General features: G+C 66.5%; 9 protein-coding genes. 2 read left to right on the top strand and 7 right to left on the bottom strand.

What is annotated here, in order from left to right; all coding sequences use genetic code 11:
- Window positions 1-75 precede the first annotated feature (75 nt).
- Complete coding sequence (locus ACVCMB_RS02415; RefSeq protein WP_395118260.1) at window positions 76-1,284, top strand: cation:proton antiporter; 1,209 nt, start codon at window positions 76-78, stop codon at window positions 1,282-1,284.
- Between the two features lie 116 nt (window positions 1,285-1,400).
- On the opposite strand, the gene ACVCMB_RS02410 is transcribed toward ACVCMB_RS02415, so the two are convergent.
- Together ACVCMB_RS02410 and ACVCMB_RS02405 are read right to left on the bottom strand one after the other, a co-directional pair.
- Window positions 1,401-2,384: a malate dehydrogenase gene (locus ACVCMB_RS02410; protein ID WP_447106050.1), complete on the bottom strand. Its 984-nt coding sequence runs from the start codon at window positions 2,382-2,384 to the stop codon at window positions 1,401-1,403.
- A 109-nt stretch (window positions 2,385-2,493) separates the two neighbouring features.
- The gene (locus tag ACVCMB_RS02405; RefSeq protein WP_447106049.1) at window positions 2,494-3,693 is read right to left on the bottom strand and encodes an aminotransferase class I/II-fold pyridoxal phosphate-dependent enzyme; all 1,200 of its coding nucleotides are present in this window, start codon (window positions 3,691-3,693) and stop codon (window positions 2,494-2,496) included.
- 160 nt (window positions 3,694-3,853) lie between these two features.
- On the opposite strand from ACVCMB_RS02405, the gene ACVCMB_RS02400 reads away from it, so the two are divergent.
- Entirely contained in the window at window positions 3,854-4,108 is a 255-nt protein-coding gene (locus ACVCMB_RS02400) for a GlsB/YeaQ/YmgE family stress response membrane protein (protein WP_447106048.1), read from the top strand.
- Between the two features lie 46 nt (window positions 4,109-4,154).
- On the opposite strand, the gene ACVCMB_RS02395 is transcribed toward ACVCMB_RS02400, so the two are convergent.
- From ACVCMB_RS02395 to ACVCMB_RS02375, 5 genes are all read right to left on the bottom strand, one after another.
- Window positions 4,155-4,574 carry a YidB family protein gene (locus ACVCMB_RS02395; protein ID WP_447106047.1) on the bottom strand — a complete coding sequence of 140 codons (420 nt, stop codon included), beginning with the start codon at window positions 4,572-4,574 and terminating at the stop codon, window positions 4,155-4,157.
- A gap of 135 nt (window positions 4,575-4,709) precedes the next feature.
- On the bottom strand, window positions 4,710-5,219 hold the full coding sequence (locus ACVCMB_RS02390; protein WP_395118250.1) for a peptidylprolyl isomerase: 510 nt from the start codon (window positions 5,217-5,219) through the stop codon (window positions 4,710-4,712).
- Between the two features lie 74 nt (window positions 5,220-5,293).
- The gene (locus tag ACVCMB_RS02385) at window positions 5,294-6,937 is read right to left on the bottom strand and encodes a trehalase family glycosidase (RefSeq protein WP_447106046.1); all 1,644 of its coding nucleotides are present in this window, start codon (window positions 6,935-6,937) and stop codon (window positions 5,294-5,296) included.
- Window positions 6,934-9,228, bottom strand: coding sequence for a glycosyl hydrolase family 95 catalytic domain-containing protein (locus tag ACVCMB_RS02380; protein WP_447106045.1), 2,295 nt, complete (start codon window positions 9,226-9,228; stop codon window positions 6,934-6,936). The genes ACVCMB_RS02385 and ACVCMB_RS02380 overlap by 4 nt, the downstream gene beginning before the upstream one ends.
- Window positions 9,229-9,355: 127 nt before the next feature.
- Window positions 9,356-11,881 (bottom strand): TonB-dependent receptor, encoded by a 2,526-nt coding sequence (locus ACVCMB_RS02375; protein WP_447106044.1) that lies wholly within the window; start codon window positions 11,879-11,881, stop codon window positions 9,356-9,358.
- Between the last annotated feature and the right edge of the window lie 106 nt (window positions 11,882-11,987).

The following is an 11,987-nucleotide window of genomic DNA, read 5'->3' as shown; positions in this document are numbered from 1 at the left end:
ACCGCGGCAAGGCGCCGCCCGGCGAGAGGCTGCGTGTAGCATGCAGTCTTTGCCGCAAGCTCGGGCACGTATTGCATGCACCACGCCAGCGAAATCCTGTTCACCCTGTTTGTCGTGTTCGTCGCCGCCCAGATCGGCAGCGAGATCGCGCAACGACTGAAGCTGCCCGGCGTGGTCGGCGAGATCGCCGCCGGTTGCGCGATCGGCCCTTCCCTGCTCGGCTGGATCAGCCCGGGGCAGATCGCCACCGGCACCCCGCTCGACGTGCTGGCGGAGATCGGCGTGATCCTGCTGCTGTTCGCGGTGGGCCTGGAAACCCGGCTGGAAGACATGAAGAAGGTCGGTGCGGTGGCGTTCGCGGTCGGCGTGGTCGGCGTGCTGGTGCCATTCGGCATGGGCAGCGTGTGGGCCCACGGCAACGGCTTCGACTGGGACCGTTCACTGTTCGTCGCGGCGGCCTTCGTGGCCACCTCGGCCGGCATCACCGCGCGCGTGCTGCAGGAGCTGGGCGCACTGCAGCGGATCGAGAGCAAGGTGATCCTGGGTGCGGCGGTGATCGATGACATCCTGGCCATGCTGCTGCTCGGCGTCGTGATTTCACTGCAGGGTGGCGGCAGCGTCGACGCCTCGCACCTGCTGGTGGTACTCGCCGGTGCGGCGGGCTTCATCGCGGTGATTGGCTGGGGCGGCGCGCGGGTGATGCGCTGGAACTCCGCCTGGCTGGACAAGCCGCTGGGCCCGCATTCGCCGCTGATGATCGTGCTGGCGCTGTGCCTGGGGCTGGCCTGGCTGTCCACCCGCTTCGGCCTGGCCGCGATCATCGGCGCGTTCCTGGCCGGCATGATCGCCTCGGAAACCCGCCAGCAGCACACCCTGGAAAAGCAGACGGCCCCGCTGCTCGCCCTGCTTACCCCGTTCTTCTTCGTGGTCACCGGCAGCAAGGTCGACCTGCACGAACTGGCCAGCGCCGAGGCGCTGTGGATGCTGGCGGTGGTCACCGCGATCGCGGTGGTATCCAAGCTGGCCGGCGGCTGGCTCGGTTCGCTCACGCTGGGCACGCGCAGCGCCACCATCATCGGCTTCGGCATGGTGCCGCGCGGCGAGGTGGGCATCGTGGTCGCCACGCTGGGGCTGGCCGCCGGCGTGTTCGACAACCGCATCTACGCGATCATCGTGGCGATGTCGCTGCTCACCGCCATGGTTACGCCGCCGATCCTGGCCTGGCTGCTCAAGCGCGGCGATCAGGCCGCCGGCACCACGGAGTTGCCCGAGGCACCGAACTGACCGCTGCCGCTTGCGGCAGCGACGAAACGACAACGGGCCGACGCAAGCCGGCCCGTTGGAGTGCCGCCGTGGCCCGCTGCCCCTGCGCAGAGGGCGGGCCGGGCATCGCGGCGGGATTACTTGGCGAACAGGTGCTCCACGCCGGCGCGCTCCTCGCGCAGTTCCTTGTCGGTGGCGTCGATGCGTGAACGCGAGAAGGCGCCGATCTCCAGGCCCTGCACGATCTCGTACTTGCCGTTCTTCACGGTCACCGGGTAGCCGTAGATCACGCCCGGCGCGATGCCGTAGGAGCCATCGGCAGGAATGCCCATCGAGGTCCAGTCGCCCTCGGCCGTGCCCTGCGCCCAGGTGCGCATGTGGTCGATCGCCGCCGAGGCAGCCGAGGCGGCCGACGAGGCGCCGCGTGCCTTGATGATGGCCGCGCCGCGCTGCTGCACGGTGGGAATGAACTCGTTCTCGTACCAGGCCTGGTCGACCAGGCTGAGCGCCGGCTTGCCGTCGACGGTGGCGTGGTGCAGGTCGGGATACTGGGTGGAGCTGTGGTTGCCCCAGATCGTCATCTTCTTCACGTCGGTGTTGTGCTTGCCGGTCTTCTCGGCCAGCTGGCTCTTGGCGCGGTTGTGGTCGAGGCGAACCATCGCGGTGAAGCACTTCGGATCGAGGTCCGGCGCGTTCTGCTGGGCGATCAGCGCATTGGTGTTGGCCGGGTTGCCGACCACCAGCACCCTCACGTCGCGCTTGGCATGCGCGTTCAGGGCCTTGCCCTGCGGTGCGAAGATCGCGCCGTTGGCTTCCAGCAGATCCTTGCGCTCCATGCCCGGGCCGCGCGGGCGCGCGCCGACCAGCAAGGCGTAATCCACATCCTTGAACGCGACATTGGCGTCATCGGTGGCGACCACGCCGGCCAGCGTCGGGAACGCGCAATCGTTGAGTTCCATTACCACGCCCTGCAGCGCCGGCAGCGCCGGGGTGATCTCCAGCAGATGCAGGATCACCGGCTGGTCGGGGCCGAGCATGTCGCCGGCGGCGATGCGGAACAGCAAGGCATAGCCGATCTGGCCGGCAGCACCGGTAACGGCAACTCGAACGGGGGCTTTCATGGACGATGACTCCTTCTGGGGGTATTCATTCTTGTGCGGGAGCGCCCTGTGCGCGATGCCTTTCGCGACAGGAGCATCGCGCACAGGGTGCGCTCCTGCAGGCACTGATTCACGTCAGTTCGGCGAAAAATTGGGCGATACGGTCCAGGCCGGGTTGCAACTGGGCCTGCGGGCAGGTGTAGGAAATGCGCATCGCACGCGGTTCGCCGAAGGCCGAGCCGGGCACGCAGGCCACGCCCTTGGCTTCCAGCAGCGCGGCGCAGAACTCCACGTCGTTGTCGATCTTCATGCTGCCGTGGCGCTTGCCGAATGCCACCGAGATGTCCGGGAACGCGTAGAACGCGCCCTGCGGCCGCGGGCAGGCCACGCCGGGAATCGCCGTGAGCGCGGCAAACACCGTGTCGCGCCGGCCGGCGAACTCCCTGCACCTGGCCTGCGGCACGTCCTGCGGGCCGGACAAGGCTGCGACGGCCGCGGCGGTGATCACTTCCGGCAGGCTGGTGATGTGGTTGGAATTGAGCGTGGTGACCGCCTTGGCCACCACTTCGGGGCCAGCCAGCAGGCCCACGCGCCAGCCCGGCATGCCATAGGTCTTGGAGACCGAATCGACGAAGATCACCCGCTCGCGCAGTTCCGGCCTGGCGAACACGAAGTTGTGGTATCCCAGCCCGTCGAACACCATCGCGTTGTAGATGTCGTCGGTGATGACCCAGGTATCCGGGTGCCGGGCGATCACCTCGGCCAGTGCGGCGATTTCCGCGCCGGTGTAGACCATGCCGGTGGGGTTGGACGGGTTGTTGAACAGAAACACCTTCGGCTTGCGCGCCAGCGCGGCGTCGAGCTGGGCCGGGGTGAGCTTGTAGTTCTGCTCCGCCCCGCACGGCATCACGTGGATCTTCGCGCCCACGATGTCGGCGATGTCGCGGTAGGTGGTCCAGTACGGCGCGGCGAAGCAGATCTCCTCGCCTTCGTCCAGCAACGCCTCGGCCAGGTTGTACAGCACCTGCTTGGCGCCGATGCCGATCGACAGGTTCGTGCGCGTGTAGCCGCTGAAGCCGAGCGCCTCGATGTGCCTGAGGAATGCGTCCAGCAGCGCGTCGGCGCCCCGGTTGCTGCCGTACTGGCCGGAGTCGTGCGAGAGCGACTCGCGCGCGGCGGCGTAGACATGCTCGCCGGGCAGGAAGTTCGGCACGCCGATGGAGAAGCTGATGATGTCGCGGCCGGCAGCCCTGAGCTGTCTGGCCTTCTCGGCGATGAGCATGATCGCGCTGGGTTTGGCGCGGCCGACACGCTTGGCGAGCTGGGGCATTGCTGTCTCACGCAGTGAGGAAACAAAGGCCGCAATTTTACCACGCCGCCCGCCCCGGGCGCTCGTCTGCCATGCGCTTGCGCCACCGCCGTCCAATCGGGGCATCATGGATGCGCCCGCGCACCGGGCTTCGCAGTCAACCCGCTACAAGGAGAACCGCATGCATTGGCTCTGGGTTTTCGTGATCGGACTGGTCGTGGGCGTGGTGGCCAAGCTGTTGACGCCGGGCAAGGACCCGGGCGGCTTCATCATCACCGCCATCATCGGCATCGTCGGCTCGCTGCTGGCGACCTGGGTCGGCCAGCAGCTGTTCGGCTGGTACCAGGAGGGGCAATCGGCCGGCTTCATCGCCTCGGTGGTCGGCGCCATCGTGTTGTTGCTGCTCTACCACCTGCTCAAGCGCAAGTCGACCTGACCGGCCTCCCGGCGGGGCGATCACCCCGCCGGGACGCTCCGCAGCCTCAGCCCAGCAGCTTGCCCGCCAGCCCTTCAAGCATGCCGAGGTTGAAGCCGCCGCCCTGCCCGTCTGCCGGCACCTGGCCATCCGGTGTCAGGTGGTCGACCGCCTGCGGCAAGACCTGCGAAAGTCCGTTGAGCACCACGCCGGGATCGACGCCGAGCTTGCTGGCCGCCTCCTGCACCAGCGAGCCCATGCCGCCATGCTGCAGCGCCTGGCCGAGTTGATCGCCCGATACCGGCTGGTTCGCCCCGTTGCTCACCCACGACTGCACTGCGCCACCCAGCCCGTGCTGCTGCAGCATGCTGATCAGGCCCTGCACGCCGCCAGCCCGCTGCAACAGGTCGCTGGCCACCGAAATCATCGAGCCGGCACCGCCGGCCTGCTGTCCCTGACCGCCAAGCAAATCATTGAGGAATGACATGGTCGCTCTCCTTGATGAATGAACACGCGTGTAGCCCGCCGATCATAGGCCGGTGAAAGTAGTGGAGCCATGACTCATTCGCGCAAAAAAATCGCCGGCTCCGGCCGGCGATTTCCTGCGTATCCGGCGGCAAGCTCAGCCGCGCTGATCCAGCACCTCGTTCCATTCCTTGACGCGGTCGACCTGCGCCGCCAGCAAGGCGTCGACGTCGCCCTCCACGGTGACCTTCTCGATCGTGTCACCCTGCTGGATCGCATTGACCACGTCCATGTCGGACGCGTCCAGCACTTCGCCGAACACGCTGTGCTTGCCGTCCAGCCACGGCGTCGGGCCGTGGGTGATGAAGAACTGGCTGCCGTTGGTGCGCGGACCGGCATTGGCCATCGACAGCACACCCGGCTTGTCGTGGCGCAGCGACGGATTGAACTCGTCCTCGAACTTGTAGCCCGGACCACCGCGGCCACTGCCCTCGGGGCACCCGCCCTGGATCATGAAATCGGCGATCACGCGATGGAACGACAGGCCGTCGTAGTAGCCGCGGCGCGCCAGGTTGACGAAGCTGGCGACCGTCACCGGTGCCTTGTCCTCGTGCAGGCGCAGGTGGATCGGGCCGCGGTTGGTGGTGAAGGTGACGTTGATGGTCATGGCGATCCTTGAGGCTGGGGCGAAAGACCGAAAGGATAACCCAGCCGCCGGCTGCAGCCGTGAACGGATGATCCTCAGTGCGCCGCCGCCGGCTTTGGCGCCGCCTGCAGCAACCGGTGCAGTTTGAGGTAGACCGCGTTGGTCCAGCCGAAGCCGATCACGTTTGTGGTGTAGCCGGCGGTGATCTTCACGTCCGCGTTGCCCAGCGCCATGTTGTATTTCTCGCGGATGGTGCCGTCATGGGCGAAACCGGTATCCACCGTGGCCGTGAACTTGCGCGCCAGGCGGCGGGCGTCGTCATGGAAACCGTAGGCGTCCAGGCCCGAGATCGCCAGCCAGTTGGTGGGCGCCCAGCCGAACGGCTCGTCCCATTGCGCGCCGCTGCCCAGGTCGTCCATCGACAGGCCGCCCTTGCGCTCGAACACGGCCAGGTGCTTCTCCAGCGCGGCCGCCTGCGCCTTGCTGGCCAGCCCGGCCCACAGCGGCCAGTAGGTGGTGACATAGGGCTGCGTCGATGCCTTGCTGGTGGTGAAGTCGTAGTCCATGAACATGCCGCGTTCCGGCTGCCACAGGTACTTGTCCATCGCCACCTTGCGCCTCGCGGCGGCGTCCGCCCATTGCCTGGCCTCGGCCACCTTGCCCAGTTGCAGGGCGAAGTCGTGCAGGTCGCGCTCGTAGCGATACAGCAGGCTGTTGAGGCCCACGCCGGCGTAGTGATGGGTGGTGCCGCCGTACGGACCGAAGTGGAAATTGGTGTCGAAGCCGGACTCGCGCATGGCGCGATCACCCAGGTAGTAGTCGGCGCTCAGGCGATGGCCCTGCGACCAGGCGCCGGCGCAGACATGGGACGCCTCGATGTCGCAACTGGTGGATTTCAGGCGCGCTGTCTCGGCGGCGTCGGGATGCTCGGCGGCCTTGACCAGGTAGCCGGGGTCGTCCTTCGGATGCGCCAGCACCCAGTCGATCACGCCGCGGTAGTAGGCGCTGCCGTGCATCTCCGGCACCGGGCCGGCGCCGAGGTCGAAGTAGCGTGCCAGGCCGGTGTCGCCGGCACGATGCTCGGGTCGGGTCCAGATGTGGTAGTTGGCCACCGCCAGCGGATAGGCGTGGACCAGCCATGCATGCCGCTCGGCCTCGCCCTTGAAGGCGCCGGGCGCGGCCAGCACGTCGCCGATCATCCGCGACAGGAACGGCGGCTGCGAACGGGTCAGGTAATAGGTGCGGTTGGCGTTGAGCACGCCGCCGTAGTGCTCGACCTCGAACAGCATGTTGTCGGTCATGTCGCGGGCCAGCTCGACGCGCCCGTCCGCCAGCAGGCCGAGCTGGATGAAGTAGCTGTCCCAGCCGTACATCTCGTTGAACTGCCCGCCCGGCACCACGTAGGGCCTGGGCAGGTAGAGCAGGCCTTCCGCCGGCAGCGCGGACGGCATCAGGTCGCCGAGCTTTTCGATGCGCCGAGGCAGCGTGTGCACGTCGATCTTGCAACGCTGTCTGATGTCGGCCATCGCTGCGGGCGCAGGGAAGCCGGCCGGCAGGTAGAGCACCGGGCGCGCATCCATTTTCGGATCGTGCAGGGCCGAGCAATCGTCCAGCGAGCGCGTCAGCGTGTCCCAGGCCTTGTGGATGTATGCCTGCGTCTGCGCCGGGTCGGGCGTGGCGGCACCGGCCGCGGTAGCGAAGGCCAGCGCCATGGCGGCGAACAGGGAGACGACTTTCATGGGCGGGCTTCCTCCTGCAATGGATCAGGGTGGCGCATGCCAGTTGCACGCAACGGCTGGCGGCTGAGCACCACCTTGCCGTCGGCGTCGCGGCTGATGCGGATGTCGTAGCGGCGCCCGCGGAACTTCACGTCCTTGAGCGTCAAGGCGTTCCAGCCTGGCGGCAACACCGGGGCGTACTTCGCGCTCAGCCCGTCGTCGTCGATGCGCAGCCCAGTCAGACCATACAGCATGCTTTGCACGAAGCCGGCCGAGGTGGCCAGGATGTAGCCGGCGTTGTTGGCCGCGGTCTCGGTGCGCACGTTGAACGGGGGTTTGAGGAAACCGACCAGGTTGCGATCGATCCATTCGCCGGCCGCCTTGCCGTCGCCCAGCTCTGCGGCACCGACGGCGAGCATCACCATCATCATCTCGTTGGGGTCGTCGCCGTGGCTCTTCAGCGCCTGCAGCTGGAAGTCGAAGTCGTTGCGGCGCACCTGCGGCGACATCGGCAAGTCCAGGTTCGGATACATCAGCCAGGCCAGCGAGGAGCCCATCCAGGTGATCTTGTCGTGCGGCACCGACTTGTCGAAATCCAGATGGCGCTGTTCATCCTCGTCGAACGGGATGTACATCTTCGCGGCGATCTCGCTCCAGCGCGGGTCCGCCTTGGCGCCCACCACGCGCGCTGCCTTCACCGCGATCTCGAGCGCCTTGCGGGCGACGGCATTGGTGAAGGAGTCGTTCGGCACGTCGTTGTAGGCCTCGTCGGGCGACGTGACGTGGTGGATCTCGTAGCGGTCGTGCGACTTGTCGTAGGTGACGCGGCTGGTCCAGAACGTGGCAATGCCCTCCAGCACGGGCCACGCATGCGTTTTCAACCATGCCTTGTCACCCGTCGCCAGGTAGTACTGCCATTGCGCGATGGCGATGTCGGCGTTGACGTGGACCTCGCGGTAGACCTCCCAGGCGAAGTGCGGGGTGACGTCCACGCCGGTCTGCGGATCGGCTTCCCACGGGTACATGGTGCCTTGCACGCCGTACTGGCGGGCACGCGCCCGCGCGGGTTCGGTGGTGCGGTCGCGGAACATCACGATGGGTCTGGCGCGCTCCGGGTGCAACAGCAGCAGCGCCGGGAACACCCACGAGTCGCTGTCCCAGAACGCATGGCCCGCGTAATTGGGCGTCAGCGCGCAGGCACCCATCGGCCAGGCGGTGTCGACGGTGGTGTTGGACAACAGGTAGTAGAGGTCCGCGTGCACCGCCTTCTGCACGGCCGGTTTGCCGTCGATCACGATGTCCGATTGCCACAGCTTGTGCCAGGCCGCCCGGTGATCGGCGAGCAGGCGGTCGAAGCCGGCCTTGCGCGCGGCGCTGGCCAGGCCGAGCACGTCCCCGTCGTCGCCCCAGCCGTCGCGCGAGAGCGCCACGTACTTGGTGAAGACGTAGCGCTGGCCCTTGTGCAGCGTGGCGGTGATGTCCAGCGAGAGTCTGGTGGAAGTCCGTTCCAGCTTCACCGTGTCGGGCGAGAGCCCTTCGGGCAGCCCGATCGCGGCCGCCTCGGCCATGCCGAGTCCGTGTTGTGCCCTGCCCTTCAGCGCGAGCGTCAGCGCCTTCGCATCACCCTCGGCGGAACGCACCTGGGTGTAGCCCGGATACCACACCGGCGCACGGTCGGGCGTGGGTACCGGCTTGTTGTCCAGGCTCTGCCCGCTGGCGATCACCGCGGCGATCATTTCCTCGCCGCCCATGCTGGCGATCGGGAAGCGCGGCTGGTGCTCGGACCACAACCGGATCGGAAAACTCAGCTGCACCTGGCCGTCGAACTGCGGCGTGATCGCCATGCGGATAGCCGCGAGGTGCGGCGAGGCCTGGCTGACGAAGCTGGTGACCTCGATGTCGCTGGCCTTGTTGGCGTAAGCGAAGCGGTAGCGCGTGGTCAGCGTGGCGTCGTGCATGTCCAGCGTCTGTGCGTAGCGCTGGAAGATGCGCGCATCCAGTCGCGTGCGGTTGAGCCAGCCACCGCCGGGGTTGTAGTCGATTTCGCTCCAGCCGGGAATCGCCGCGGGACGCGAGATGTCGCCCGGCTTGTAATCCATGAAGGCGACCATGTACGACGCGTTCGGCTCGGTGCCGCGCGGCGAGGTCATGGTGGAGAAGTAGCCGTTGGCGAGGTAACCAGGGAAGTAGCTGGCGAAATCCTTCGCCGTGGCGGTGAACAGGAAGCTCGGATCGGTGGCGGCCGATGCCGGCGCAGCGAGCAAGGTGATGGCGAGCAGGAACGCCGCGAGTCCGGCGGAAAAACTCTTCATGGGGCATGCCTCTTTGTTGCCCGGCTTCCGGAAGGCTGCGTACCCCGGGGTCATTCCCGCTTTCGCGGGAATGACCCCGGGAAAATGGGTGGCACTCCCGCACCCGTGGAAGCGCCACCTGCGCAGGTCAGAACATGTACTTGACCTCCATGTTGACTTCACGCCCCTCCAGCGGACGGGCCAGGATCACGCCGGTGGTTCCGGCCGCCGAACCGAAGATGCGCGAGTTGCTCTCGGTCAGCCCCAGCTCGTTGGTCATGTTGGTGCCCTGCACGCGCACCTGCCAGTTCTGCTGCAGGTTGGCGACCACGCCGAAATCCCAGGTGTGGTAGCTGCCCAGCTGCTGCAGGCCGGAAATGTCCTGCGTGTGCGGACCGACGTGGGTGTAGGTGACGAAGGCCAGCACGTCGCCCCAGCCGAACGGGATCTTGTAGCTGGGCGTGAACATGTAGCGCACCTTCGGCTGGCGCTGCAGCTGCACGCCGTTGATCAGCGCGCAGCCGTTGCCGGCCACCGGGTTGGTGTACGGCAGGCATGAGCTGTTGTGCGAGTAGTGGCCATCGAGGTAGTCGCCGATCAGCTGGAACTTGAGGTTCTCGGTCGGGCTCCACGCGGTGTTGACGTTGACGCCCTTGGAATCCGAACCGTAGGTGCTCTGCGGGCCGTTCGGCACGCCGCCGGCGTCGGTGGGCTGGTACAGCAGACCGATGAACTGGCGGTGGTACACGCTGATGTCCGCATAGAACTGCTTGGACTGGAACTTGAAGCCGCCCTCGACGTTCTGGATCTTCTGCACCGGCGCGACGTTGTCCGACGCATTGCCGCGGATGCCGTTGTCGAAATCGGGGAAGTGCGCGCCCTTGTTCGCCCGGAAATACACGCTCATGTTGTCGGCCAGCTCGTAGTTCACGCCGAACGTCCACGAGGGATGCGTCTTGTCGTAGCGCGTATGCGAGAAGCTGCCGTTGCATACCGGCACGGCGTTGTCGTACTTGGTGTTGGGGTCGCCGTCCAGGTTGACGTTGGTGAGGTTGCACACGTCGTTGGTGGCGTTCTGGTTCTCCACCCGGCCGGACAGGTCGATCAGCCACTTGCCCAGGCGCCAGATGTCGGACAGGTAGAACGCCTTGTTGTTGGCGTTGCCATGCTCGGTGATGTTGAAGCCGCCGTAGTCGAGGAAGCCCTGGTTGTCGGTGAGCTGGTTGACGCCGTTGGCATCGACGTAGCTGACCGTGATCGGGCGTGCGTTGGGCGTGTTGGTCATCAGCATCTGGTTGCCCAGTGCCCACTCGTCATCCATGGTGTAGTGCGCCAGGTACAGGCCGGCGGTGAGCGTGTTGCCGTCGAAGATCTCCTTGCTCAGGCGAAAGTCGTTGTTGATGTTCTTCAGGTGCTTGTGGATGAACCACCAGCCCTGGTGAATCACGCTCTGGTTCGGATCGACCGCGCCGCCACCCACGTAGGTGGCGGTGGCCGAACCAGGCGCCAGGTTGAACGCGCCGATCTGGCTCTGGTCGGTGTACAGCATGTCGTTCATGCTGCCCGGGTTGGTGCCGGAAAACAGCGCATTGGTGTCGACGTCGCCGCCGTCGATGAGGAACTTGTTCGACAGCCGCCAGCCGTTGCCCAGGTCGTAGTCGAAGTTGCCGCCGAAGAAGCCGAACTTGGCGCCGCGGCCGTTGGCCAGGTCGGCGTTGCGGCCCCCACCGGGATAGCCGCGCAGGAACACGTGCTGGATGGCCTTGCTGTTGTACGTGTCGGTCAGCGGATCGAAGCCCGGATAGGCATGGAAGTTGTCCGTGCCGGTCTGGATCAGCGGAATCGGCGTGATGAACTGGTTCTTGTCGTCGAGGTAGCGCGCGTACAGCGTCATCGTGCCGTTGTCGCTGTCGTGGGTCAGCGTGCCGGTGAGCTGGCCGCCCTTGTCGGCGGGAAACTGCGGATCGCGCACGCCGTCCGAATCGCGGTAGAAACCGCCCACGCTGCCATACCAGTCCTGCGCGATCGGAAAGCCGAAGAAGCCATCGACGCGCTTGAGGTTCTCGTTGCCCCAGGTCACCCCGACGCTGCCCGAAGGCACCTCGGTGCCCTGCTTGAGGATGAAGTTCTCGCTGGCGCCGATCTGGCCGTCGGCGAATACCACCGAGGGCCCGCCCTGGATGATCTCGACGCGATCGACGGTGTCGTCGAGGCGGAAGATCGAGGTCTGCTCGAAGAACGACAGCGTCGGCATGCCGTACAGCGGCGAGCCCATCAGTTGCACCGTGTTGAACGGCGCATCGCCGCCGCCGGGGAAGCCGGCGATCTCGATGTTGGCGCCGGTCTGGCCACCGGTGGACTCCGGCCACAGGCCCGGCGCGATCTTCAGCAGATCGGCCGTGCTCTTGGGGTTGGCCATCTTGATCTGCTCGGCGGTTGCCGTGGTGATCGTGTAGCTGGTGTCGATCTTCTTCAGGCCGCCGGTGGCCGCGTTGCCCGTCACCACCACCTGTTCGAGGTTCTTGGTATTGGCGGTACTGGGCTTGGCCGGCGCCTTGCTGGCAGCAGGCGGTGCCGTGGTTTGCGCCGAGTCGTCATCCTGTGCCAGCGCGAGTCCGGGCACGAGGCAGGCGGCAATCGCCGCGGACAAGACCAATCGCGTGTGTCTGTTCATCAAGTTCTGCTCCCGACGTAAGGCGGTTCGCCGGTATCGGCCGCATTCGCGACCGGCCGCTTCGCCGTCATTGAGCCCCTGATTTTTGTTGTCCCTCGCCTGCGAC

It is taken from the genome of Rhodanobacter sp. UC4443_H10 (genome assembly GCF_052978325.1).
The sequence above is the reverse complement of the archived record's forward strand: the minus strand, read 5'-3'. Positions and strand labels throughout refer to the sequence as shown.